The organism is Actinomadura sp. 3N508 (assembly GCF_044326375.1).
Classification (GTDB): Bacteria; Actinomycetota; Actinomycetes; order Streptosporangiales; family Streptosporangiaceae; genus Spirillospora.
In genome coordinates, this window is sequence record NZ_JBIRAX010000005.1 from 129855 (window position 1) to 152556 (window position 22702).

Annotated in this window: 25 protein-coding genes and 3 tRNA genes; 15 read left to right on the plus strand and 13 right to left on the minus strand. The window is 72.5% G+C overall.

Annotated elements, in window-relative coordinates; all coding sequences use genetic code 11:
* The first annotated feature begins 130 nt into the window (after positions 1-130).
* Both ACH34S_RS19520 and ACH34S_RS19525 read left to right on the plus strand, forming a co-directional pair.
* Positions 131-217 (plus strand): hypothetical protein, encoded by an 87-nt coding sequence (locus ACH34S_RS19520; protein WP_395954542.1) that lies wholly within the window; start codon positions 131-133, stop codon positions 215-217.
* 591 nt (positions 218-808) lie between these two features.
* Entirely contained in the window at positions 809-1147 is a 339-nt protein-coding gene (locus ACH34S_RS19525; protein ID WP_395954107.1) for a TraR/DksA family transcriptional regulator, read from the plus strand.
* Between the two features lie 475 nt (positions 1148-1622).
* On the opposite strand, the gene ACH34S_RS19530 is transcribed toward ACH34S_RS19525, so the two are convergent.
* The 5 genes from ACH34S_RS19530 to ACH34S_RS19550 form a co-directional block, all read right to left on the minus strand.
* Positions 1623-1697, minus strand: a tRNA-Val gene (locus tag ACH34S_RS19530).
* A 5-nt stretch (positions 1698-1702) separates the two neighbouring features.
* A tRNA-Cys gene (locus ACH34S_RS19535) sits at positions 1703-1773 on the minus strand.
* A 29-nt stretch (positions 1774-1802) separates the two neighbouring features.
* Positions 1803-1875, minus strand: a tRNA-Gly gene (locus tag ACH34S_RS19540).
* Positions 1876-1908: 33 nt separating this feature from the next.
* Complete coding sequence (locus ACH34S_RS19545) at positions 1909-2865, minus strand: CHAP domain-containing protein (RefSeq protein WP_395954108.1); 957 nt, start codon at positions 2863-2865, stop codon at positions 1909-1911.
* 155 nt (positions 2866-3020) lie between these two features.
* Entirely contained in the window at positions 3021-3824 is an 804-nt protein-coding gene (locus ACH34S_RS19550; protein ID WP_395954109.1) for a universal stress protein, read from the minus strand.
* 109 nt (positions 3825-3933) lie between these two features.
* On the opposite strand from ACH34S_RS19550, the gene ACH34S_RS19555 reads away from it, so the two are divergent.
* Positions 3934-4500 carry a YceI family protein gene (locus tag ACH34S_RS19555; protein ID WP_395954110.1) on the plus strand — a complete coding sequence of 189 codons (567 nt, stop codon included), beginning with the start codon at positions 3934-3936 and terminating at the stop codon, positions 4498-4500.
* Here the strand turns inward: ACH34S_RS19555 and ACH34S_RS19560 are convergent.
* Complete coding sequence (locus ACH34S_RS19560) at positions 4497-4859, minus strand: hypothetical protein (protein WP_395954111.1); 363 nt, start codon at positions 4857-4859, stop codon at positions 4497-4499. The two genes, ACH34S_RS19555 and ACH34S_RS19560, sit on opposite strands and share 4 nt — an antisense overlap.
* Before the next feature lie 114 nt (positions 4860-4973).
* On the opposite strand from ACH34S_RS19560, the gene ACH34S_RS19565 reads away from it, so the two are divergent.
* The 8 genes from ACH34S_RS19565 to ACH34S_RS19600 all read left to right on the plus strand — a co-directional run bounded on the left by ACH34S_RS19565 (position 4974) and on the right by ACH34S_RS19600 (position 11988).
* Positions 4974-5144 carry a MerR family transcriptional regulator gene (locus tag ACH34S_RS19565; protein ID WP_395954112.1) on the plus strand — a complete coding sequence of 57 codons (171 nt, stop codon included), beginning with the start codon at positions 4974-4976 and terminating at the stop codon, positions 5142-5144.
* A 34-nt stretch (positions 5145-5178) separates the two neighbouring features.
* Entirely contained in the window at positions 5179-6258 is a 1080-nt protein-coding gene (locus tag ACH34S_RS19570; protein WP_395954113.1) for an LLM class flavin-dependent oxidoreductase, read from the plus strand.
* A complete protein-coding gene (locus ACH34S_RS19575) occupies positions 6255-6848 on the plus strand; it encodes an FMN reductase (protein ID WP_395954114.1) in 594 nt (197 codons plus the stop codon). Before ACH34S_RS19570 ends, ACH34S_RS19575 begins: the two co-directional genes overlap by 4 nt.
* A gap of 50 nt (positions 6849-6898) precedes the next feature.
* A complete protein-coding gene (locus ACH34S_RS19580; protein WP_395954115.1) occupies positions 6899-7261 on the plus strand; it encodes an ArsR/SmtB family transcription factor in 363 nt (120 codons plus the stop codon).
* A complete protein-coding gene (locus tag ACH34S_RS19585) occupies positions 7258-7890 on the plus strand; it encodes an SRPBCC family protein (RefSeq protein WP_395954116.1) in 633 nt (210 codons plus the stop codon). Before ACH34S_RS19580 ends, ACH34S_RS19585 begins: the two co-directional genes overlap by 4 nt.
* Before the next feature lie 10 nt (positions 7891-7900).
* Positions 7901-9988 (plus strand): hypothetical protein, encoded by a 2088-nt coding sequence (locus ACH34S_RS19590; protein ID WP_395954117.1) that lies wholly within the window; start codon positions 7901-7903, stop codon positions 9986-9988.
* Between the two features lie 36 nt (positions 9989-10024).
* Positions 10025-11167 carry a hypothetical protein gene (locus ACH34S_RS19595; RefSeq protein ID WP_395954118.1) on the plus strand — a complete coding sequence of 381 codons (1143 nt, stop codon included), beginning with the start codon at positions 10025-10027 and terminating at the stop codon, positions 11165-11167.
* A 218-nt stretch (positions 11168-11385) separates the two neighbouring features.
* Positions 11386-11988, plus strand: a complete 603-nt coding sequence (locus ACH34S_RS19600) for a YbhB/YbcL family Raf kinase inhibitor-like protein (RefSeq protein ID WP_395954119.1) — start codon at positions 11386-11388, stop codon at positions 11986-11988.
* A 70-nt stretch (positions 11989-12058) separates the two neighbouring features.
* Here the strand turns inward: ACH34S_RS19600 and ACH34S_RS19605 are convergent, their stop codons facing one another.
* Complete coding sequence (locus ACH34S_RS19605) at positions 12059-13249, minus strand: DUF2637 domain-containing protein (RefSeq protein ID WP_395954120.1); 1191 nt, start codon at positions 13247-13249, stop codon at positions 12059-12061.
* Positions 13250-13479: 230 nt separating this feature from the next.
* Positions 13480-14124 carry a dioxygenase gene (locus tag ACH34S_RS19610; protein ID WP_395954121.1) on the minus strand — a complete coding sequence of 215 codons (645 nt, stop codon included), beginning with the start codon at positions 14122-14124 and terminating at the stop codon, positions 13480-13482.
* Positions 14125-14384: 260 nt separating this feature from the next.
* Here ACH34S_RS19610 and ACH34S_RS19615 point away from each other — a divergent pair, with 260 nt between their 5' ends.
* The 3 genes from ACH34S_RS19615 to ACH34S_RS19625 all read left to right on the plus strand — a co-directional run bounded on the left by ACH34S_RS19615 (position 14385) and on the right by ACH34S_RS19625 (position 16918).
* Positions 14385-15359: a helix-turn-helix domain-containing protein gene (locus tag ACH34S_RS19615; RefSeq protein WP_395954122.1), complete on the plus strand. Its 975-nt coding sequence runs from the start codon at positions 14385-14387 to the stop codon at positions 15357-15359.
* Between the two features lie 243 nt (positions 15360-15602).
* On the plus strand, positions 15603-16307 hold the full coding sequence (locus ACH34S_RS19620) for a Crp/Fnr family transcriptional regulator (RefSeq protein WP_395954123.1): 705 nt from the start codon (positions 15603-15605) through the stop codon (positions 16305-16307).
* Between the two features lie 38 nt (positions 16308-16345).
* Entirely contained in the window at positions 16346-16918 is a 573-nt protein-coding gene (locus tag ACH34S_RS19625) for a TetR/AcrR family transcriptional regulator (protein ID WP_395954124.1), read from the plus strand.
* Positions 16919-16930: 12 nt separating this feature from the next.
* Here the strand turns inward: ACH34S_RS19625 and ACH34S_RS19630 are convergent, their stop codons facing one another.
* Together ACH34S_RS19630 and ACH34S_RS19635 are read right to left on the minus strand one after the other, a co-directional pair.
* On the minus strand, positions 16931-18661 hold the full coding sequence (locus tag ACH34S_RS19630; RefSeq protein ID WP_395954125.1) for a cytochrome bc complex cytochrome b subunit: 1731 nt from the start codon (positions 18659-18661) through the stop codon (positions 16931-16933).
* A 97-nt stretch (positions 18662-18758) separates the two neighbouring features.
* Positions 18759-19427 carry a hypothetical protein gene (locus tag ACH34S_RS19635; protein ID WP_395954126.1) on the minus strand — a complete coding sequence of 223 codons (669 nt, stop codon included), beginning with the start codon at positions 19425-19427 and terminating at the stop codon, positions 18759-18761.
* Positions 19428-19627: 200 nt separating this feature from the next.
* On the opposite strand from ACH34S_RS19635, the gene ACH34S_RS19640 reads away from it, so the two are divergent.
* Entirely contained in the window at positions 19628-20167 is a 540-nt protein-coding gene (locus ACH34S_RS19640) for a DoxX family protein (protein WP_395954127.1), read from the plus strand.
* Here the strand turns inward: ACH34S_RS19640 and ACH34S_RS19645 are convergent, their stop codons facing one another.
* Genes ACH34S_RS19645 through ACH34S_RS19655 form a run of 3 tightly spaced genes read right to left on the minus strand, consistent with a single transcriptional unit; the run spans position 20168 to position 22623 of the window.
* Positions 20168-20767: a TetR/AcrR family transcriptional regulator gene (locus ACH34S_RS19645; protein WP_395954128.1), complete on the minus strand. Its 600-nt coding sequence runs from the start codon at positions 20765-20767 to the stop codon at positions 20168-20170.
* A gap of 39 nt (positions 20768-20806) precedes the next feature.
* Positions 20807-21817, minus strand: coding sequence for an NrfD/PsrC family molybdoenzyme membrane anchor subunit (gene nrfD, locus ACH34S_RS19650; RefSeq protein ID WP_395954129.1), 1011 nt, complete (start codon positions 21815-21817; stop codon positions 20807-20809).
* Complete coding sequence (locus tag ACH34S_RS19655; protein WP_395954543.1) at positions 21814-22623, minus strand: 4Fe-4S dicluster domain-containing protein; 810 nt, start codon at positions 22621-22623, stop codon at positions 21814-21816. The genes nrfD and ACH34S_RS19655 overlap by 4 nt, the downstream gene beginning before the upstream one ends.
* Positions 22624-22702 lie beyond the last annotated feature (79 nt).

The window sequence follows — 22702 nt, forward strand, 5'->3', positions numbered from 1 at the left end:
TATATATGCGCAAGTATATGTACCGAGGTCATGGCCCTGCCGCTGGACGCGGTGTGGAGTTCGCGCATGGTCCCGCCCTGCGCGGCGGGCCTAGGCGGTGGCCCGCAGGGCGGGCGTCGGCCGTCCGACCGTGTACTTGCGCTGGCCCTCGAAGGCCCGACTGGTGCACGAGGCGGCGTTCCCGCGGTCGCCGGACGGACGAGCCGAGCATCCCTGACACCGGGGAGCCTCGCCGAGGACGTCCGGCTCCTGTTCGCGGGCGCGCCTGAGGAGCTGACCCGTCCCGAGGTGCCGGCCGCCGTGCCCGGGCTGATGCCTGCGCGAGCGCCTCGCGGCGGCCGGACTCGGCTTTCCTCCGCCCGAGGCCACCGCCCCCAACCACGGCAGGTCGTCCCCGGCGCTCAACATGGACGACCAGCCCAGGTCGGTCGCCACGCGCAAGATCGCGGTCTGGTGAGCGACCTGAGCGACACCGATGTCGTGCGGCCGGTGCTGGAGGCCCTGCGCGTCCAAGTTGCGATCTGTGACGTCGTCGCCTCGCACCGCCCCGGGCTCTTCATGGCCGAGAGCGGAGGTTCGCAGGTCGAGACCTGTATGTCCGGCGATGCGGGCGAGTGCGCGTTCCAGGTGCTGAAGCGGCCGTTCCACCAACTGCCTGGTGGGACGGCCGCCTTCGAGTCCCGACCACGTTCAGGTGGGCGGTGCCCTCCTGGTTGGCTAAGCGCGTCGAACCTGGTTCCGATGCTGAGAATCGGTGTTCCACCGTTCGGTCTGGAAGCAGACTGGCACCGCGAGCGTTGGAGCGTGCGTGACCACGGCAGAGGAACGCTTGGTCGCCGACCGAGAGAGCACGCTGGAACTCGTGGCGGCGCTGAGCGCTGACTGGGACGGCGTCGTCAACGCGTCGGTGCAGGCCAATGTGGACGATGAGCATGACCCGGAGGGCGCCACCATCGCCTTCGAGCGTGCCCGGATCGAGGCGTCATTGACCCGAGCCCGTGCACGCTTGGCCGACATCGACGATGCGCTGCGCCGGCTCGGCGACGGTACCTACGGCGTCTGCGAACGATGTGGTGACGCCATCGCGGCGGAACGCCTGGAAGCGCGCCCGTTCGCCCGTACCTGTTTCGGTTGCGCCAGCGCCTGAGCCGCGTCCGGGCCCAGAGCCGGAGCGGGAGGATCCCCAGACGAAGGTGCTCTACCGGGCTGCGCACGCCACCGAATGGCAGCGCCTCGCCCTTTGAGGCAGCCCTGGACATGGTGGCCGCCCGGTTCGTGGAATCGCGTCGCAATACCTGGCAGCAGTGCGACGAGAAGGGCCTCTGCTGCGTCGCACGATGGGAATCGCCGCTCGGCCATCGGCGCTCTCCTCGGGGTCGGCTCCGGTCTTGGCGTGGAGGCGCTCTACGGGCTCGCGGGGCCAGACTCGACTGGCCTTGCGGGCCGATGAGCGGATGCGGCTCATTGCCGCCGTGCCTCAGATGGGAAGGGTGCTCGCTAGAGAGCAGATGAAGCAGCGGGCCGGAAGGGTGAGAGTGGGCGAGAGAAAGATCATCGCCAAAGCGGGCCTCAGGCCTCGCTTGTCGACACCACAAGCATGGGCCCTGATCTGGGCAGGGGTGTGGTGGGCGATACTGGGATTGAACCAGTGGCCTCTACCGTGTCAAGGTAGCGCTCTCCCACTGAGCTAATCGCCCTTGCGAGGTGGAGACGGGATTTGAACCCGTGTACACGGCTTTGCAGGCCGTTGCCTCGCCTCTCGGCCACTCCACCAGAGCGAGGCCTGACGAGGGGCCTCTCAGAGCGGACGACGGGATTCGAACCCGCGACCCTCACCTTGGCAAGGTGATGCTCTACCAGCTGAGCCACGTCCGCAGGCGGGCCGGTGGGTGACCCGCACGCATAACTTTAGCGGACTCCCGGTGTGGTTGCGTACTCGGACTCGGCGAGTTCGGCGTGCAGGGTGTTCCAGAATGCGAGCTCGCCGTCCTCTTCCAGGTGGGCGATGCGGCCCCAGAATTCGCGGTCTTCCGCCTCGTGGGCGGCGGCGAGGGAGAGGGCCGGCATGACGGCGGTGCCGGCCTCGGCACGGTCGAGGTCGACGGGGGTGATGTCGGCGGGCAGGGCGACGGGGTGCGAGGGGCGGTGGTGCTTGCCGCGCTTGCGGACGCGGATCGGCGCGGCGCTGGGGGCCTTGGCGGCGGCGGCGCGGCCGGCGGTGAGGGCGAGGGTGCCGCAGAGGACCACGGCGAGGATGCCGCCGAGCACGACCTCCTGGGTGGGGAGGTTCTCCGGGACCGTCTGCTCCTGCTCATGGGTGTTGGTCGCGGTGGCGGGCGTGCCCACCCTGTCGACGGTGGGGGCGGGGGCGGCGTGCTTGGGGGTGTACGTGGCGACGACCTTGACCTGGGACGGGTAGCCGAAGCCGACGACGTGGTCCATGTCGCGGGTCTTGCGCATGAGCTTGTAGCCGTCGGCGTTGCCCTCGATGGTGTGGAGGGTGCGGCCGTCGACCTTCTCGACAATGCCGACGTGGTCGATCTGGTCGAGGTCGCGGGAGCCGCTCCAGTCGTAGAAGACGATGGCGCCCGGTTCGGGCTCGCGGCCCCAGGCGTCGTTCTTCTTGAACCACTTGGCGTGGTCGGAGGTGGCGGCGAACTGGCCGGTCTGCTCGGTGACGCCGGCTTTGTCTGCGGCCCAGGCGAGGAACATGTCGCACCAGGGGGCGGTGGAGAAGTACTCGTCGTGGTCGCCGTCGACGTTCTTGCGGTACCACTCGCCGAACTTGGTGTAGCCGTCGCCCTTCTCGGTGTAGCCGAGCTCCTTTTCGGCGATGTCGAGCAGCTTCTTGCCGATGGGGTCCATTTCGCTCCCTGCCGCCTCGCTCGTTCGGGCAGGGTGGCGCCCGACCGGGGTCGGAACGTGCCCCGTTCCAAGGTCACGTTCCGGTCTCGACGGAATGTAGCGAAGGTAAAGCGCGGGCGGCAACCTGTTCCGGAGATCCGGCCGGAAGGGACCAGTCAGAAGTAGCCACGCGGGAGGACGGTGACGGGGCACGGGGCCGCGCGCAGGACCTTGAGAGCGACCTCGCCGACGAAGACGCGGTGCGCGGCGGCGTCCTCGCTGGACGCGCAGATGAGGATCTCGCCGTCCTGCCAGTCGACGTCGTCCAGGGCGTCGGCGACGTCGGCGCCCTCGGCGAGTTCGGCGGACACGTCCTCGGGCGGCAGCTCGGCGGAGTCGACGGCGAGCCGGATGGCGAGGGCCAGGTCGTCGCGGAGCCGTTCCGCGCCGACGTCGCCGACGGCCAGGGTGACCAGGCGGAGCGGGATCTCCAGGCGCTCGGCGGCCTGGGCGGCGCGGACGACCGCGTCGTCGCACTGGGGCCGCCGGACGTACATGACCGTGAGGCGGTCGAGCTCGTCGGGCGGGGTGTGGCCGGACGGGGCGAGCATGACGGCCTCGGTCGCGGAGTGCAGCAGGTGGTCGGCGGCGGCGCCGACGCCGATGCGGCCGCGGGCGCCGCCCTCGGGGGAGCCGACGACGATCAGGTCGGCGCCGATCCGGCTGGCGAGCACGGTGAGGCCGCGGCCGACGCTGCGTCCCTCCTGGACGTGCAGGTCGGCGGGGCGGTCGTCCAGCAGGTCCACCGCCTGGTCCAGCAGCGTGCGGGCCTCGCCGGCGGCCGCGGGCAGGCCCGGCGGGTGGACGGTCGCCACGCTCAGCCGCCCGCCGGTCACCGCGGCCATCGCGCAGGCCAGGTCGAGGGCCTCCCTCCCGCCGGCGTCGTTGACGTATCCGGCGAGGACATGGTCCCCGATCATGCGAACCGAGCTCCGCTCATGTGACCGAGCATTCCCCGCAGGGCGCCGGTCAGACCAGGGGTGATTTGAGGTAGTTTTTCCTGGTTGTCAATCTTTGGGGGGATGTGACATGGGGGCCGAGGCGTCGGACCTCGAACCAGGCCGCTGGACCATCGACCCGGTCCACTCCGAGATCACCTTCACGATCCGGCACCTGATGACCACGGTGCGCGGCACGTTTCCCGACTTCGGCGGCGAGGTCGTGATCGGGGACGACCCGCTCGACTCCAGCGCCCGCGCCGAGATCCGGATGGCCTCGATCGACACCCGCAGCCCGGAGCGCGACGAGCACATCCGCTCGTCCGACTTCCTGGAGGTCGACAAGCACCCGGTCATGACGTTCGCCGCGACCGGCGTGGCGCCCGCCGCGATCGGCCGCCGGGCCCGCACGCCCCGCTACCACCTGGACGGCGACCTGACGATCAAGGACGTGACCCGCCCGGTCCGGCTGCTGACCGAGTTCCACGGCGTCGGCCCGGACCCGTGGGGCGGCACCCGCGCGGGCTTCACCGCGACCGGAACCCTCAGCCGCCGCGACTTCGGCATCGAGTTCAACATCCCCTTCCAGGGCGACAGGGTCATGCTCGGCGACGAGATCGCCCTCGCGCTGGAGATCCAGGCCGTCCAGGCCGCCTAGACGATCGTGCGGGCCGGCCAGTGGTCCAGGAGCGATCGGTCGCCGGTCACCGTCACGGCGGTGGGGGCGACGCGGCGGGCCGGCACCAGGACCAGATCGCCGGTGGGGCCGGTGATGGTCACGCCCTCCTTGGCCGCCCGGCGCTCCCAGGTCGGGCCGCCCGGCTCGCGGGTGATCGGCCAGCCGATCCCGCTCAGCTCGGCCGGCTCGGGCTTGTAGGGCGTCTCGGCTGCGGCCGCGCCTGACAGGAGCTCCAGGAGTTCGGTGATCGCGTTGGCGGCGAGGTCGGGTGCGACGGCGAACGCCAAGCCCGCCGTGAGGGCCGCGTCGTAGTGGTGGACGGACGTCTCGTGCGCCATCCGGCGCGGCCACATGACGGCCGGGCGCGTCCCGAGGACCGGGTGACCTGGTCCCTTCGTTCTCGCGGCGTCGTGCGCCCGTACCGTGGGAACTCCAGCCGGGTGGAGGTTCAAGTGAGTGTGACGGAGGACACGTCGCTCGGGATCGGCGACCTGGCGGCGCTGACCGGCGTTCCCGTGCGCACCATCCGTTTCCACTGCGACGCGGGACTGCTCGACGCGGGGCGCAGCGCGTGCCGGGTCCGGCGGCCCGGAATACGGGCCCGGGGTGCGTGGTTCCGGTAGGTTAATTGAACGTTCTACTATTTGGGAGGCCGGCATGCAGTTCGGCATCTTCACCGTCGGCGACGTCACGCCCGATCCGACCACCGGGCGCGTCCCGTCCGAGGCCGAGCGGATCAAGGCCATGGTCGCGATCGCCGACAAGGCGGAGGAGGTGGGCCTGGACGTCTTCGCGACCGGCGAGCACCACAACCCGCCGTTCGTGCCGTCCTCCCCGACCACGATGCTCGGCTACGTCGCGGCCCGCACCGAGAAACTGATCCTGTCCACCGCGACCACGCTGATCACCACGAACGACCCGGTGAAGATCGCCGAGGACTTCGCGATGCTCCAGCACCTGGCCGACGGCCGGGTCGACCTGATGATGGGGCGCGGCAACACCGCACCCGTCTACCCGTGGTTCGGCAAGGACATCCGCGACGGCATCGACCTCGCCATCGAGAACTACCACCTGCTGCACCGCCTCTGGCGCGAGGACGTCGTCGACTGGGAGGGCCGGTTCCGCACCCCGCTGCAGTCGTTCACCGCGACCCCGCGCCCGCTGGACGGAGTCCCGCCGTTCGTCTGGCACGGCTCGATCCGCAGCCCGGAGATCGCCGAGCAGGCCGCCTACTACGGCGACGGCTTCTTCGCCAACCACATCTTCTGGCCGAAGGAGCACTTCCAGCGGCTGATCAGCCTCTACCGGCGGCGCTACGAGCACTACGGGCACGGGTCCGCCGACCAGGCGATCGTCGGGCTCGGCGGGCAGGTGTTCATGCGGAAGAACTCCCAGGACGCCGTCCGCGAGTTCCGGCCCTACTTCGACAACGCCCCGGTGTACGGGCACGGCCCGTCGCTGGAGGAGTTCACCGCCGAGACGCCGCTGACGGTCGGCAGCCCGCAGCAGGTCATCGACAAGACCCTGACGTTCCGCGACAGCTTCGGCGACTACCAGCGGCAGCTGTTCCTGATGGACCACGCGGGGCTGCCGCTGAAGACCGTCCTGGAGCAGATCGACATGCTGGGGGAGGAGGTCGTCCCGGTGCTGCGCAGGGAGTTCGAGGCGCTTCGTCCGGCACACGTCCCCGCCACCGCTCCGACGCATGCTTCGCGCATCACTCAGGAGGCCCGATGAGCACGCTCGCCGTCATCTCCGCCGGGATCGGGCAGCCGTCGTCCACCCGGCTCCTCGCCGACCGGCTCGCCGCGGCGACCTCGACGGCGCTCGGCGGGGACGTCGCCGTCGAGACGATCGAGCTGCGCGACCACGCGCACGCGATGGTCGACGCGACCCTGACCGGCTTCCCGTCCGGGGCCTTCCGCGCCGCCGTCGAGACGGTGACGAACGCCGACGGCCTCATCGCCGTGACGCCCGTCTACAGCGCGTCCTACAGCGGCCTGTTCAAGACGTTCTTCGACGTCCTGGAGCGCGAGGCCCTGGACGGCAGGCCCGTGCTCCTCGGCGCGACCGGCGGCACCGAGCGGCACTCCCTGGCCATCGACTACGCGATGCGGCCGCTGTTCGCCTACCTGCGCGCCGCCGTCGTGCCGACCGCCGTGTACGCGGCGTCCGAGGACTGGGGCGGCGGCGCCGGCCGGCTCGCCGACCGCGTCACCCGCGCCGCCGGCGAGCTGGCCGCGCTGATGGACTCCAGGCCCGCCCCCGCGAAGGCCGACCCGTACGACGATCCGGTGCCGTTCGAGGACCTCCTGACCCGCGGATAGCTCTCTCGTTAACGCTTGGCTTATATAAGTGAAGGCTGTAGCTTGTGGGCGTGCACGCGTTCGATGTGCTGGGTGACCCGGTGCGGCGCCGGATCCTGGAGCTGCTCGCCGACGGCGAGCGGTCCTCCGGGGAGGTGTCGGCGGTCATCCAGGAGGAGTTCGGGATCTCGCAGCCCGCGGTGTCGCAGCATCTGAAGGTGCTGCGGGAGAGCGGGTTCGCGGTGGTGCGGGCGGAGGGGACGCGCCGGCTCTACGCCGTCGATTCCGGTCCGCTGCGGGAGATCGACGCCTGGCTCGACCGGTTCCGCCAGTACTGGACGCCGCATCTGGACGCCCTGGCGACGGAGATCGCGCGCGGCAAGCGCGCCCGCCGCCTGGATCGGAGCGACAGCGACTCAGGGAGCGAGCCATGATCGATGTGACGGGCCAGATCAACGCCGTGCGGCGGCAGGTCGGCGAACGGGTCTTGGAGGCCGGGACCGCGCGGACCGTGACCATCGGCCGGACCTACGACACCGACGTCGACGACCTCTGGGAGGCGGTGACGAGCGCCGACCGCATCTCCCGCTGGTTCCTGCCCGTCTCCGGCGACCTGCGGCAGGGCGGGCGGTTCGAGCTGGAGGGCAACGCCAGCGGGACGATCGAGCGCTGCGACCCGCCCAAGAGCTACTTCGCGACCTGGGAGTTCGGCGGCCAGGTCAGCTGGATCGAGGTGCGGCTGACGCCCGAGGACGGCGGCCGGTCCCGGCTGGAGCTGGAGCACATCGCGCACGTCGACGACCACTGGGAGCAGTACGGGCCCGGCGCGGTCGGCATCGGCTGGGAGCAGGGGCTCCTCGGCCTCACGCTGCACCTGGCGTCCGGCGCGGACGTCCAGGCGGACATGGGCCCGGAGTGGGCCATGACGGACGAGGGCAAGGAGTTCACGCGGCAGAGCGGCGAGGGCTGGTACCGGGCCCACGTCGAGTCGGGGGACGACGAGGCGACCGCCCGGTCCGCCGCGGACAATACGATCGCCGCCTACACCGGGACCATGGAATGATCTCCGGTTTGTGACGCTGTTGCGGGGCCTGGACGACATCGACTGGACCGCCCTTGAGCACGCGTACGGGCCTGCGGACGACGTCCCCGGCCTGCTGCGCGGCATCGCCGAAGGCCCCGATCCCGGCCGCGACCTGAACCGGCTCGACGTCAAGATCTTCCATCAGGGCGGGTTCGTCTGCTCGGCCGCGACGGCCGCGCTGCCCTACCTGACCGCGATGGCGGCGTCGCCCGCCATCGCGGTGCGGCCCGGTGTGCTGGAGCTCATCGGAAGCCTCGTCGGCGAGGCGAACCTGGTGCGGAGCGTCGACGCCGGATGGCCGGACGCGTGGGCCGCCGCCCTCCCGCGCCTCCTGACGCTGGTCGGTGACCCGGACGTCGCGGTGCGGCGGGGGCTGGCGAAGGCGCTGTCCGAGGCGACCGGCGACGCCGACGTGATCGTGCCCGCGCTGCGCGGGCGATGGCCCGGCGAGGACGACGGCGCGGCACGCATCTGCATCGTGCTCGCGGCCGGCAGGCTGGCCGAGGGCTGCACCGCCGAGGTTCTGCCGGAGACCCTCGGCTGGCTCCGGGACCTGCGCCATGACGACGGCGCCGGCGGGCAGGTCGCGCCGGCCGCCGAGATCGCGCTGGCGGAGGCGGTCGGCGCGCACCGTCCCGATCTCGGCGCGCTCATGGCGGCCGCCCGCGGCGACGTCGCGGTGTGGCGGGACGTCCCGTGGGTCGGGGACACGCCCCCCGAACTGGTCGAGTTCTACGGCGGTGTCGCGGCGCGGCTGCTCGGCTGGATCTCGTTCCGGCTCGCGGCCACCAGTCCCGGAGAATCCGGAGCCGGGGGAGCCGGCCCCATCGCCCCGGCGGGCGCCGCCGAGGCGCGCACCGACCTCGCCGCCGCGTTCATCGGCGCGCCGGACGCCGACCGGCGGCGCGGGGCCGTCCGGATCGCCGCCGATGTCCTGGTCCACTGGCGCTCGCCCGCGCGGCGGCTCCTGCCCGATCTGGTCCGGGCGTCCGCGGACGCGGTGCCGGTGGTGCGCGCCTACGCGACCCACCTCCTCGCGGTGCTCGACGATGACGACACCGGCCCGCCCGGAACCCGCTCGGACCTGCTCGCCGCCCGCCTGGACGACGATGCGCGCCTGTCCCGCCACGGCAACCGCCGGATCGCCGACCTCGCCGTCTGGGGCCTGGCGCGGCGGCGGGATCCGCGCTGCCTCCCGCGGCTCCTGGACCGGCTCGGGGGCGCACCGTCCGACATCGACGTGACGACCGGCTCGTCCAGCCCGTTCAGCACGAGCCCCCCATCGATCCGGCACGTACTGGCCTTGCTCGGCGGGCATGCCGACGTCCTGCTCCCGGCGATCCGCGCGCGGCTCGGCGAGCCCGCCCTCGCCCGCGGCCTCGCCGGGGTGCTGGCGGAGTGGGGACCGGCGGCGGCGCCCGCCGTCCCCGATCTCATCCCGCTGCTGCGGACGGACGCGGTCGTCGAGGCCGCGGAGGCGCTCGGCGCCATCGGCCCGGCCGCCATCGACGCGGCGCCCGCGCTCGCCGCGCCGCTCGAGCCGGGCGACGACTGGGCCGCGCGGAACGGGAGGGTCGTGCTGCCCTGGGCGTTCTGGAAGGTGACCGGTGACCCGGAGCCGCTGCTCGCCACCGTGGAGGGCCGCTTCGAGGACCCCGGCGACGCTCCCATCGTGCTCGCCCGGGTCGCCGACCTCGGGCCGCTCGCGGCCGTCCACGCCGCACGGCTGCGGCCGCTCCTCGACGTCCGGGAGGACTGGACGGGGGTCAGGGCCGCGCATGCCTACCATCGGGTCACGGGCGACACCGAAGCGGCGGCCTGCATGCTGTGGCCGGAACTGCACGAGCTGGCCGACGGCCGGTACCTGCCGATGCGGTGGGCGGCCATGCGGTACCTCGCCGAGTTGGGACCGGCGACGGCGGGACAAGCGGCGGCGGCGCGGCGGCTGCTCGACTCCGACCGGCGCCACCACTGGGACGGTGGCTGGCGCGCCTTCGACGAGGACCGGGAGCTGCGCGCCCTCGCGTCCCGGCTGCTCACCGATCCGGAGGAATCCGTTACCAATCGTGGCGTATAGCCACACGGTGGGCATCCGGCACGGCATGATCATCCGATGGCTGACGTACGGGATGAGCCGCAGGACCGCGAACCCCCGTCCTGGCGGCTCCGACGATGGGCGGCGCCGGTGGCCCTGGCCGTGTCGGTCGCGGCCTCCATCGGCGCGGTGCAACTGCTGGTCGGCGACGGCGCCTCGTCCGGCGGGTGGCCCGGCGGCCGGGAGCCGCGCTTCGTCCTCAGCGTGGGAAGCCTCCCGACGGCCTCCCGGCAGGGCGGGCCTGAGCCGTGGATCAGGGTCGAGGCGTACCGGCAGGACGGGCGCTACTTGCCGGTGGGCTCGGTTCCGTCTCCGTCGCCGTCCGCCGGCAAGGCACGGGAGATCGTCGGCGGCCCGGGCGGGACGTTCGTGGTCGCCTCCACCCGGGACGAGCCGTGCGAAACCCGGCTCTACCGCTTCAAGCTCACCAGCGCTGGGCACGCGACGGGTACCGCGCCACTGACTCCGGACGCCGTCCCGGCACGCGTCGGCGGGCTGGCGATGAGCCCGGACGGCGGCAGGCTCGCCTACACGACGGCCCCTTGCGCGGACGGGAAGGGCTCGGCCGCGCCGCCGCAGGGCGCCTCGGTGACCGTCCTCGACATCGGCTCCGGGCGCCGCCGGACGTGGAGCACGCCCGGCCCGGCGCTCGTCAGCCAGATCGTCTGGGCGGAGAACGACCGGACGCTCGGCTATGTCATCAGCGACGTCCGGCCGGGCGCGACGCCCGGGATCGACGTCGGGAGCGGCGGCCGCGGGGGGCTGGGATTCGACGTGGGGAACGCGGCCGTGCACGCCCTGGACACCGAGGCGCAGGGCGCCGACCTGCGCGCGGGCCGTGTCCTGTTCCGGCAGCGGGACGCCGCCGCGGTCCTCACCAGCGCCGTGATGGGCCCGGACGGACGCACCGGCTACGGCGTGCTGCGGAAGGGCTCCCCGGAGAGCACGATCTTCTTCGAGTTCGAGGAAGGCGAGCCGATGCGCGTCACCCGGACGATCACCCCCAAGGCCGGCGTCGCGACCTCGGTCGGGGTGCTCATTGCGCATGATCCGCCCCGGTACGCCTGCCTGACCGGCGTCGACCCGTTCGGCAGGGCGATCGGCGGGGACCTCTCGGAGGCCGACGACGTCCCGCTGTGCGGAACCGCCTACGCCTATTGACCGCGCCCGCCCGTTGACCGCCTACGCCTGTCGACCGCGCACGGCTGTTGACGGTGGCCGGGTCCGGCCGGGACGGGTCTGGCAGGGAGGGACAAGAACGGATTCGCATCCGGCACTGCCTGCAATGGCGGACGCCGGACGCGTTTCCTACGCTGCGGCCAGAACCACCTGGGTGAAGGGCGGGGGAGTCAGCTTTCGCAACCCTCTAGGAGCCCTCCGTGACCATCAAACGAGTCGTGTTGTCCGCTCTGCTCGTCGTCTGCGCAGGCGGTTCCGCCGTCGCCGCCGTCACGTCGCCCTCGTCCGCGTCGCCCGACGCCGGGCCGGACGGCGCCGCGCTGGCCATCACGAGCACCGCCTTCACCAACGGCGGGCGGATCCCGATCGTCCACGAGTGCACCAGCAGCGGCGACAACGACCCCCGCAAGAAGAACGAGTCCCCGCCGCTGGCGTGGACGGGCGGCCCGGCCGAGACGCAGAGCTACGCGATCATCATGCGGGACGTCGACAACCGGAACCTGCTGCACTGGATCATCTACGACATCCCGGCGACGGTGGCCGAGCTCCCGCAGAACGTCGAGCACGTCTACAAGCCGGCCGTCCCCGCCGGATCCAGGCAGATCTACTACCGCGGAAGCGCGAGCCTGTTCGGATACCAGGGCCCGTGCTCGCCCTCTTCGGTGAACACCTACACGTTCACCGTCTACGCCCTCAACCGGGCGACGCTGACGGAGCTCAACGAGAACTCCACGATCCAGACCGCCGCCAACAGCATCACCCAGGCGTCGCTGGGCTCGGCCGTGATCTCCGGCGAGTCGTAGGCCGTCCGGAAGGTCCCGAAGCGCTGGGCGGGCACCGGACGCACCCGGCGCGCCGGACGCACCGAGGGCGTCAGACGCGCCAGGAGCGGACGAGCTCGTCCAGCGCGGCCTGGTCGTAGCGGATGCCCTGCGCCCTCAGCTCCTGCGCCACCAGCGCGCCGTCGCCGTGGTGCTTGGCCAGCAGCCGGTACACCGCGTACGGGAACCAGTGGTTGTCGCTGATCCGCTGGATGTCGGCCTCGCCGCACACGTGGCCCTGGGCCCTGACGTCGGCGAGCGTCGCGGCGACGTCGCCATGCCGGCGTTCGAGCACCTCGATGACCAGGGCCCGCAGGGTCTCCGGGTCGGCGACCGGCACGGCGGCGGGCGGCGCGGCGGGCTCCTCGACGGTGGCGCCGTAGCCGCTGCGGCCGTTGACGCTCCCGCGCGCCGCGGCGCTGACGACGGCCAGTTCGGGCTCGGGGTCCGGAACGGGCGCGGGTGACGCGGCGGGCGCTGGCACAGGCGGCGCAGCGGGCGCGGGCGCGGCTGCCGCCGCTTGGGCGGCGGCCGGGCTCGGCGCGGCTCCGTCCGCGGACTCCGCCGGTTCCGCGGGCTCGGCGCCCTCGGCCGTCCCGTCCGGTGCCTGCCGGGTCGCGGTGGCGGTGGACGGCGCGCCCGACTCGATCGCCCGCCCGGAATGGCCGGGAACCTGGATCTGCGGGAACGGGCCGGTGTTGCGCAGCGGCATCAGCGTGATCTGGTTCAGCGTCACGGGCCCGGCGATGGCGCGCGTCTGCGGCTCGGGCTTGGCCTTCTCGTTCGCCATCTCGACCTCGCGCGACACGTACCGGTGCAGCGTCCGCAGCAGGACGAACAGGCCGAGCATCGACACGATCGGCGGGACGGCGGCGGTCGCCTGGAAGGAGAACGACTGCTGGCCGACGTGGCCGACGTTGAAGATGAGGCTCGCCGTCCAGCCCGCGAGGGCGATGGTCAGCGGCAGGGAGAAGTCGAGCCAGCTCATCAGCTGCCGGCGGCGCAGCACGAAGGCGTCGATCGCCAGCAGGAAGAGGCCGAGCTCGCCGACGATGATGAAAAGGTCGACCAGCAGCGGGAACGATTCGGCCTTCCAGCCGCGCAGGCCGTGCTCCAGCGCCCAGTGGTAGAGGCCCGCGTAGGACTGGGCGAAGCCGCCCGCGGTGGCGGTCAGCACCGCGGCCGCCATGAAGGAGATGGCTCCCCACCGTGTGATGACCTGTGCCCGGTTGGCAGCGTTCATGCCGCGTGTGCTCCCAGTTTTCCTTACACAACGGAAAGTGATCGGAGGGAGACTATCCATTTCTATGGCGGTTCGCGGCCGATTCGGATCACTTCCCGGTTTCATCCGGGCCGTTTTTCCTCCGGGCATGCGGAAGTCCCCGCCGGGGCGCGCCGGTGCCCGGGCGGGGACTGGATTCCGCGGGAGCGACGGAACCTTGCTTCAGTAGGCGGTCAGACGGCCGGACGGGGTCAGACGCGGACGACGAAGTCGAGCGTGCCGGTCATACCGGTCGGGCCTTGGCTCATGGTCATCAGGAGCCGGCGGTCGAAGATCGTGTCGGTGTTGTTCCGCGGCTCGTTCGGGAAGTACATCTGCGTCGTGAGGATCCGGGCGTTCGGCGCCTGGACCTTGACGTGGATGTGCTTGGTGCGGCCGGGGTAGAGGCCGGGCACGATCGTCGTCAGGCTGTAGCGGCCGTCGGCGCCCGAGAACAGGTGCCCGCGCAGGACGTAGCCGACGTTGTCGTACACGCCCGCGGCGTCGCACTGCCAGAAGTCGAGCAGCGCGCGGTTCACCGGCTTGCAGTCCTGCGAGTAGACGATCCCGGTCACGGTGAGCAGGGTTCCCTGCTTGCCCTGCCGGATGTCCGTCCGCTCAGGCGAGCCCGGGGTGAAGTACGGGCCTTCCGTCTGGGCCGGCGTGGGCTCGTCGTCGCCGTCGGTGCACTTGGGCGTCAGCGGCAGCCGTCGCGGCGCGGTGGTGCCCGCTGACGCGGTCGCCGAGGTCACAGCCGTCACGGCCGTGGGGACGGCGAGCGCGCCGATGCCCGCGGCGACGATGAACTTCTTCCGGCTGATGCCGGATTCCAGCTGTTCCTGCTCGTCCTCTGGCATGGGGAGGTTTCCTCTCGAGGTCTATCCGGGTGTTTCGGGATCTTCCGATACCCGGCTGGCGGGGCTCCCAGGAGTCGTCGCGACATGTATAGGCCGGTCACGAGGGGTGGGTCTTGGGTTTCCCTGCCCGACATTTGGCGCCGAGTGACAAAGCCCGCCGCGAGCCTCGTGCCGACTCGCTCATTGACCTTCCCGAAACCTCGTAGAAACCTGGCGGGTGGCGTCCGAGACCCCCCGCCCGCTCACCTCGGAGGAGCGTCATGTCAACGCTCGCTGACACCTCGGATCATGCTGCCCGCGATCAGGCCGAGTACTGGCGCCACCTGATCACGTCGGCTTTCGGTCCTTTCCATATTCACCCGCGTCTGGCCGGCGGGTTCTCCGCCCGGCTGGCCGGCCGCACGCTCGGCCCGGTCGAGGCCGGCGACGTGTACGCGCCCGCGCACGCGGTGCGCCGCAGCGCCCGCCAGATCGCCCGGGACACCAGGGAGTGCTACAAGCTCGGCCTCGTCCTGCGCGGCTCCTGCGTGCTGCGCCAGAACGGCCGGCACGCCCGCGTCGGCGTCGGCGACGTCGTGTTCTACGACCTCACCCGCCCGGTCGAGATCTCCTTCGACGCGCACCACATCTTCACGGTGGTGATCCCGCACCGGGCCGTCCCGCTCCCGCCCGAGCGCCTGGCCGCCTTCGGCGGCACGCTGATGGCCGAGCGCACCCGCCATGGGCGCCTGGTCTCCTCGCTCCTCGGCGCCCTCGCAGAGGACGGCGTCGAGGACGGCGCGGCGACCGACGAGCCCTACGCCCACCACCTCGGCGGCGCGATCGTCGAGCTCGTCACCGGCGCGGCCAGCGAATGGCTGGGCGCGCCGCCGTCACCGTCACCGGAGGGAGCCGAGATGCTGCGCTCGATCAAGGAGTGGATCGAGGGACGGCTGCACGATCCGGCGCTGTGCCCGGCGACGATCGCGGAGGCGCACCACATCTCCGTCCGGCAGCTGTACCGGGTGTTCCAGCCGGCGGGCACGACCGTCGCCCGCTACGTCCGCACCCGCCGCCTGGAGCACTGCCGGCGCGAGCTCAGCGACCCGTTCCTCGGGACGCAGCGGATCGGCGCGATCGCGAACCGCTGGGGCCTGCCCGACGCGGCGGCGTTCAGCCGCGCCTTCCGCGCCGCCTACGGCGTGACCCCGACGGCCTACCGCGCGGCCACCACCGGCATCCTGCGGGACGCCTAGCGCCCCCGTCGCGCCCCTGCCGCACCCCGCCCCGGATCGGTCGCATCGGCGCCCGATCCGGGGCACGGGCGCGCGCTGCGCGCCTGCGGGCCGCCACGGATACGGGCCGCCGCGAATTCTGTCACTTTTTGCCGACGGCTCCGCGCCGCGGCCGGAGGCGGACGCGGCGGCCGGTCGGCGCCGTGCCCGCGCGCCCTCGTCGGGTTTACTGTTCAGGTAGGCCACAGGCAAGGGAGGCGGCTGGTGGCACCGTACGCGGCGTCCTCCCCGCGCGCGGGGTTCTGGGCCGCGCTCGATCCGGCGCAGCGGTCCGCGCTGCGCGCCGCGGGACGGCCCCGGCAGTACCCGGTGAAGGCGCCCCTGGTGTACCAGGGCGACGAGTCCGACCACGTGATCATCATCGAGCGGGGCTGGGCGAAGGTGACCTCGGCGACCGAGGACGGCCATGACGTGGTCCTCGCCGTCCGCGGGCCCGGCGACCTGCTCGCCGAGAGCGCGGTGCTCGGCGGCCGGACCCGGTCGGCCACGGTGACCGCGCTGTCGCCCGTCCGCGCGCTGGTGGTCCCCGCCGCCCGCTTCACCGGCTTCCTCGACGTCCACCCGGACGTGTGGATGCTCGTCACCGGCACCTTCGTCCAGCGCCTGGACGACTCCGACCGGCGGCTGACCGCCCACATGAGCAGGGGCGGCGCGCAGCGGCTCGCCGCGCTGCTGACCGATCTGGCGGAGCTGTCGGCGCACCACGTCCCGCCCGCGGCGGACGGCTCGATCGAGATCGGGCCGCCGCTGTCCCAGGAGGAGCTCGGCAGCTGGATGGACGCCTCCCGGGAGACGGTCGCGCGCGCCCTCAACGGCCTGCGCCGCAAGGGCCTCATCCGGACCGGCTGGCGGAAGATCACCGTCATCGATCTGCCGGGCCTGCGCGAGTTCGCCAAAGAACCCGACTGAACCCCCATATCTTGTCAATGACAAGATATGGTCGGGGTATGACCGACCAGCTCAGCCGCAATCAGGGCTACCACCATGGCAACCTGCGCCGGGCCGTCCTGGACGCCGCCGTCGAGGCGATCGCAGAGCAGGGCACCGCCGGGTGGAGCCTGCGTCAGATCGCACGCCGCGCCGGCGTCTCGCACGCCGCGCCCGCGCACCACTTCGGCGACAAGGCGGGCCTGCTCACCGCCGTCGCCGCCGAGGGCTACGCCCGGTTCGCGGACGCCCTCGAGGCCGCCGGCGACGACCTGCACGACATGGGCCTCGCCTACATCCGCTTCGCCGTCGGCCACCGCGCCTACTTCGAGGTGATGTTCACGCCCGCGCTCTACCGCGCCGACGACCCGGACGTCGCCGCCGCCCGCGACCGCGCCGCCCGGGTCCTCGCCGGGGGCGTCCGCAGCGTGTCGGTCGGCGGCGCCGAGGACGAGCGGACGGCCGGGCTCGCCGCCTGGTCGATCGTGCACGGCTTCGCGCATCTCTGGCTGAGCGGCGCGCTGGCCGATGTCGGCGACGATCCCGTGGCGGTGGCCCGTCCCGTCATCCGCCTCCTCTTCGACGAGCGCTGACCGGCCCGCCGCTCACCGCCGCGAGACGGATTCCGCGTCCTCCGCGCTCGTGAGCTCGCGTCCGCGGCCGTCGCCGTCCCCCTCCGGGTGCCGCTCCGGGACGGCCACCAGATCGGCCCGGAACCGGCGGTTGAGCGCCGCGCGGACCCGCTGCACGCCGCTGCGGGCGCGCGGGCTCTCCACGCCCTCCTTCGGCGGCGGCACCTCCAGCGGGACGGCCACGGCCGGGCGCGGGTCGGTGATCGCGGCGATGGCCTCGTCCGGCATGGGCCGCTCGACCTCGCTGAACTTCCCGTCCGGCGACATGCGGATGATGCCGGTCTCCAGCCCGTGCTCGGCGACGCCGAGGTCGCGGCGCTGCAGCCCGACGCAGATCCGGTAGGCGACGATGTAGCCGATGATCGGCCCGACGATGATCGCGACGCGGAAGAACCAGGTCGTCGCGAACAGCGAGATGTGGAACCGCTCGGCGAGGATGTCGTTGCCGCCCGCCAGCCAGAGCAGCCCGAAGAACACCACGCCGGCGACGCCGATGCCGGTGCGCGCCGGGACGTCGCGCGGCCGGTCGAGCAGGTGGTGGATCTGGTGGTCGCCGGTCACCCACCGTTCCAGGAACGGGTAGAGGGCGAGGCCCGTGAACAGCACCCCGGGCACCACCAGCGCCGGGACGAGAACGTTCAGCGAGACGGTGTGGCCCCACGCGTTGATCTCCCAGCCCGGCATGGTCCGCAGCGCGCCCTCCAGCCAGCCCATGTACCAGTCGGGCTGCGAGCCGGAGCTGATCGCGCCCGGGTCGTACGGGCCGAACAGCCAGACGGGGTTGATCTGGACGAACGCCGCCAGCAGCACCGTCACGCCGATCACCCACAGGAAGAACGCCGTGGTCTTGGCGATGAACACCGGGAAGAACGGGTACCCGCGGACGGTCGTGTTCGAGCTGCCCTTGCCGGGGAACTGCGTGTGCGTCTGCCGCCACGTCAGCACGATCGCGTGCAGCGGGATCAGCGCGGCCAGGATGCCCGGGATCAGCAGCACGTGGACGACGTACAGCCGCGGGATGATGTCGGTCCCCGGGAACTCGCCGCCGAACACGAACATCACCGCGTAGGAGCCGACCAGCGGGATGCCCGCGAGCACGCCCTCCAGGATCCGCAGGCCCGTCCCCGACAGCAGGTCGTCCGGGAGCGAGTAGCCGAACAGGCCGTTCAGCATGACCAGCATGAACATCAGGATGCCGATCAGCCAGTTCAGCTCGCGGGGCTTGCGGAACGCGCCGCTGAAGAAGTTCCGCAGCATGTGGATGAGGATCGCCGCCATGAAGATCAGCGTCGACCAGTGATGCATCTGCCGGACGAGCAGCCCGCCCCGCACGTCGAAACTGATCTCGAGCGTGGAGGCGTACGCCTCGCTCATCTTCACGCCCTGCAGCTTGGTGTACGAGCCGTTGTAGATGACCTCGTGCATGCTCGGCTTGAAGAACAGCGTGAGGTACACCCCGGTCAGCAGGATGACCACGAACGAGTACATCGCGATCTCGCCGAGCAGGAAGCTCCACTGGTCGGGGAACGCCTTGCGCATGGCCTTGCGGACGAAGCCGTTCGTGCCGAACCGCTCGTCGAGGGCCCGCGCCGTCCCGCCCACGAGCTTCGATGGTTCCCGCCCGCCGGGCCGGGCGCCGGCCGTCCGATATCCCGCCATCGTCAACGTCCTCTCGTCGCCGTCGAGCTGGATGCGCATGCGCATCCACACAGGAGACTTATCGGGGCGAGGGAATGTGACATCCCGGCCGGATCGACCTCATGTGGGTCCCGTCACATCGCGGGCGAGCGGACTCCGGGGGTCAGCCGGTGGTTCCGACCGGCCGGTTCCGCCGCCGGTAGCGGGGCCGCCAGCGGGCCCGGTAGGCGAGCCGGATCGGCGGCGGCAGCAGCCGCAGCACCGCCCGGCGGGTGGGCTCGGGCGCGCCGTCCAGCAGCCACGGCAGGAACACGCCGAGACCCCGCAGGCCCAGCTCGCCGCGGAACTCGACGTCGAAGGTGCCCCACTCGAACGCGGTCAGCGTGTCCGGGATCAGCGGGAGGACGGCCGACTCCTTGAAGTCCAGGAGCGTGCCCACCGTCGCGCGGAGGTCGCGCGCGTAGCGGGCGAACATGGCGCGGTCGTGCTGCTCCAGCGCGGCGTCGACGCCGTCCATCATCGGGACGACGCGCAGCGCGTGCAGGTCCATCGCCTCCAGGACGACTCCCAGCCGCCGTCCCACGCCGCCGCCGCCCTGCTCGGGCTCGGGGTCCGGCTCCTTGGCGTACATCACCGTCCAGAGGGCGCGCTTCTCCGCGACGTCCTGGACGTGCCAGTGGAACCTGAACAGGGCCCAGGTGTTCTCCACCGCCGTCTTGGCGAGCACGTCGTCCGACTCCGCCGCGGCCTCCAACTGGGCGGTGTCGCGGCGGAAGGCGTCGTAGGCGGCGTGCAGCATCGTCAGGTCGAACCGCCGTGGCTCAGTGCCCATGCCGCCTCCCAGCTCCGCACCCCTGGGCGCCGCCGGAGGGCACCCGTACAGAAGATGTGCCGAGCACCCCGAAATGTGACGCGATCCAGAGTTCGACCCCTGTGACTTGCCCCACGGTTCGTCCGGTATTCGGGCGCCCTGTACGTTGTCGGGGTCGATGCAGGGGGACGTGACGTCCCGGGGCCGGAAAGGGGCCGCTCATGGCTGTGGACGCGGCGGGCGCCGACATCGCGTCCCTCATCCTGCGGGTGTCCGTCGGCGGCACGCTCGTCGCCCACGGCTGGAACCACGCGTTCGGCGGCGGGAAGATCGCGGGCACGGCGCGCTGGTTCGAGTCGATGGGGCTGCGGCCGGGCCGGCTGCACGCGCTGATGGCCACCGGCACCGAGCTCGGCGCGGGCGTCCTGCTGCTGCTCGGGCTGCTCACCCCGCTCGCCGCCGCGGGCGCGGTCGGGACGATGGCGGTCGCGTTCCTCACCGCGCACCTGCGCAACGGCTTCTTCATCTTCCGGCCCGGCCAGGGCTACGAGTACGTCGTGATGATCATCATGGTGGCGTGCGCGGCCGGGGCGCTCGGCGGCGGCGCCGTGTCGCTCGACCGGGCGCTTGGGGTGGCGGACGACCTTTCCGGGTGGACGGGCCTCGCGATCACCGCGCCGGCCGGCGGCCTGGGCGCCGCGCTGCTGCTGGCGGTCTTCTGGCGTCCGGCCGCGAAGGCGCAGGACGAATCCGCGGCCTGATCAGCCGGGCGGGCGCGCGCCGAGAGCCCGCAGCGCGAACCTCGTGAGCTGCGCCGCCGCCTCGGCGGCCGTGACCTCGGCCGTCCCGGCCATCTGGTCCTCGAACGCCTGGCCGAGCGCGGCGAGGACGAACCGCGCGTCCGGTCCGGGGTCGGCCCACGGGAACGAGCCGTAGGCCCGCCCGGCCGCGAGGATCTCGGCGATGATCGCCTCCTGCTCCGCCATGACGCGCCCGCGCTCCGCGGCGTAGCCCCGCGCGCGGGTCGCCTCGCCGGACGTGAGCGCCAGGACGCGCTGCCGGCGGCGCTCGTCGGCGGTGATGCCGAGCATGCCCGCGATGAGCGCGCCGAGCGCCTCGGCCGGGGACCCGGCGGACGCGGCGAGCTCCCGGAGCTCGGCCATCACCCGCCCGCCGTCGCGCCGGAACATCGCCAGCAGCAGCGCGTCCTTGGACTCGAACTGCCGGTAGAACGCCCTGGTCGACAGGCCCGCCGCGGTCAGGATCTCGGTGATGGAGACGGGGGCGCCCTGCGCTTCGGCGAGGCACCGGTACGCGGCCTCGATGATGCGCGTTCGCTCGGCGGCGGCCTGACCGGGCACGGGACGGCCCCTCTCCTGCGCCTGCGGTGGGGGGCCAGCCTATCCAGCCGCGGCCCGGACACGCTCCCGTTGTGGAATCACCGTGTACTTGGGATCGCGGGCCGACTGCATCCCCGCGTGGAAGACGCCGAAGCGCGTGCAGGCCGAGCCCGCCAGGAGCGCCGTGCCGCAGAGCGCCGCCGCCGCGTGGCGGCGCCTTTCGGACAACACGCGCCCGCCGGGCAGGACGTGCCCGCCGAGCAGGACGCTACCGGCGGTGCCCGCGGCCGACAGGATCTCGCCCGCGCGCACGAACCGGCCGGCCTTGCCCGTCCTGTACGGCTCCGCGGCCAGCCCGGCCCGGCGCCCCAAAACCTTCGCGGCGGCCAGTTCCAGGGCCGCTCCGAGCACGGCGGCGGTGCGCATCGGCCCGGTCTCGCGCGGCGGGGCCGCGACCAGGGCCATGCCGGACGCCGCCGCCACCGCCGACCCCGCGAACACGAACGGCAGCTCGCGATGGGCCTCGTGCCAGGCGGGCACCGCCGTGTCGGCGGCGAGCACGGCCGTGTAGGTGCAGACGGCCGGGCCGAGCGCGGCGGCTCCGGCGGTGGCCGCCCCACCCAGGCGCGGGAAGAGGCCGGTGACGTCCAGGACGGCCGCCGCGCCCACGGCGGGACCGTAGGCGGCCAGCAGCCACGAGCCCATGCTCATCGGCGACGTCGGCTTCATCACCCGCAGCATGTTGACGAACCGCTTCGGCCGTCCGAGGTCGTGGATCAGCGCGGCCGTGGACCCGCCGATCGCGGCCAGCGAGGAGATCTTCAGCGCCCGCGCCGCGACGGGACGCCCCGTGAGCTGCGCCCCGGCCGCCAGGACCGAACCGGCCCCGGCCAGGCCGCCGAGGAAGAAGTACGCGGCGACGTCGGACGCCTTCCACACGGGCGGGTTCAGGATCGGCTTGCCGTAGTAGGAGGTGAACTCGGCGTCCGGCACCATCGCCTTCTCGCCCCGGTGCCTGCCGCGCCCGCGGCCGGAGCGCCGCGGGCCCTTGCCGACCTCCGCGGTGCTCATCGCCCGCCTCCCGCGCGGCCGTGGGCGGCGAACACGGCGGCGAGCCCGCCGAGCATCGCGGCCGCCGCCACGCCCGCGTGCTTCCACATCGACGGCAGGTCGCGGGTCGTGACGACCGGGTCCGGTGGCAGGCCGTAAACCTCGGGCTCGTCCAGCAGCAGGAAGAACGCGCCGTCGCCGCCGACGCCGTCGTCCGGGTCGTGGCCGTACAGGCGGGCGTCGTCCACGCCGAGATCGTGCAGCTGGTCGACGCGCAGCGCGGCACGCTCGCGCAGCTCGTCGAGCGGGCCGTACTGGATGGAGTCGGTCGGGCACGCCTTCGCGCACGCGGGTTCCATGCCCGCGCCGAGCCGGTCGTAGCACAGCGTGCACTTCCACGCCCGGCCGTCGCCCTTGCGCTGGTCGATGACCCCGTACGGGCACGCGGGAATGCAGTATCCGCACCCGTTGCAGATGTCCTCCTGGACGACGACCGTGCCGAACTCGGTGCGGAACAGCGAGCCGGTGGGGCAGACGTCCAGGCAGGCGGCGTGCGTGCAGTGCTTGCAGACGTCGGACGCCATCAGCCAGCGGAGGTCGGTTGGGCCGCCGTCGCCGTGCTCGACGCCGGTCTCGGCGTGGCCCATCGGCTTGTTCTGCTCGATGAACGCGACGTGCCGCCAGGTGTCGGCGCCGAGGCCCTGTGTGTTGTCGTAGGACATGCCGGTGAACTCCAGGCCGTCCTCGGGCACGGCGTTCCATTCCTTGCACGCCACCTCGCACGCCTTGCACCCGATGCACACGGACGTGTCGGTGAAGAACCCCATCCGTGGCGGCGGGTCGGGATGGCCCGCGTTCGCGGCGACGTCCGGTTCGGGACCGGCGAGAAGGTTCCGTCCCACCAAA

What these genes read in the sequence shown, in the direction of transcription:
- ACH34S_RS19545 (WP_395954108.1), bottom strand. Translation starts at nt 2,865, where the DNA reads ATGGACCCCATCGGCAAGAAGCTGCTCGACATCGCCGAAAAGGAGCTC.
- ACH34S_RS19550 (WP_395954109.1), bottom strand. Translation starts at nt 3,824, where the DNA reads ATGATCGGGGACCATGTCCTCGCCGGATACGTCAACGACGCCGGCGGG.
- ACH34S_RS19555 (WP_395954110.1), top strand. Translation starts at nt 3,934, where the DNA reads ATGGGGGCCGAGGCGTCGGACCTCGAACCAGGCCGCTGGACCATCGAC.
- ACH34S_RS19560 (WP_395954111.1), bottom strand. Translation starts at nt 4,859, where the DNA reads ATGGCGCACGAGACGTCCGTCCACCACTACGACGCGGCCCTCACGGCG.
- ACH34S_RS19570 (WP_395954113.1), top strand. Translation starts at nt 5,179, where the DNA reads ATGCAGTTCGGCATCTTCACCGTCGGCGACGTCACGCCCGATCCGACC.
- ACH34S_RS19575 (WP_395954114.1), top strand. Translation starts at nt 6,255, where the DNA reads ATGAGCACGCTCGCCGTCATCTCCGCCGGGATCGGGCAGCCGTCGTCC.
- ACH34S_RS19585 (WP_395954116.1), top strand. Translation starts at nt 7,258, where the DNA reads ATGATCGATGTGACGGGCCAGATCAACGCCGTGCGGCGGCAGGTCGGC.
- ACH34S_RS19595 (WP_395954118.1), top strand. Translation starts at nt 10,025, where the DNA reads ATGGCTGACGTACGGGATGAGCCGCAGGACCGCGAACCCCCGTCCTGG.
- ACH34S_RS19605 (WP_395954120.1), bottom strand. Translation starts at nt 13,249, where the DNA reads ATGAACGCTGCCAACCGGGCACAGGTCATCACACGGTGGGGAGCCATC.
- ACH34S_RS19610 (WP_395954121.1), bottom strand. Translation starts at nt 14,124, where the DNA reads ATGCCAGAGGACGAGCAGGAACAGCTGGAATCCGGCATCAGCCGGAAG.
- ACH34S_RS19615 (WP_395954122.1), top strand. Translation starts at nt 14,385, where the DNA reads ATGTCAACGCTCGCTGACACCTCGGATCATGCTGCCCGCGATCAGGCC.
- ACH34S_RS19625 (WP_395954124.1), top strand. Translation starts at nt 16,346, where the DNA reads ATGACCGACCAGCTCAGCCGCAATCAGGGCTACCACCATGGCAACCTG.
- ACH34S_RS19630 (WP_395954125.1), bottom strand. Translation starts at nt 18,661, where the DNA reads ATGCGCATGCGCATCCAGCTCGACGGCGACGAGAGGACGTTGACGATG.
- ACH34S_RS19635 (WP_395954126.1), bottom strand. Translation starts at nt 19,427, where the DNA reads ATGGGCACTGAGCCACGGCGGTTCGACCTGACGATGCTGCACGCCGCC.
- ACH34S_RS19640 (WP_395954127.1), top strand. Translation starts at nt 19,628, where the DNA reads ATGGCTGTGGACGCGGCGGGCGCCGACATCGCGTCCCTCATCCTGCGG.
- nrfD (WP_395954129.1), bottom strand. Translation starts at nt 21,817, where the DNA reads ATGAGCACCGCGGAGGTCGGCAAGGGCCCGCGGCGCTCCGGCCGCGGG.
- ACH34S_RS19655 (WP_395954543.1), bottom strand. Translation starts at nt 22,623, where the DNA reads ATGGGGTTCTTCACCGACACGTCCGTGTGCATCGGGTGCAAGGCGTGC.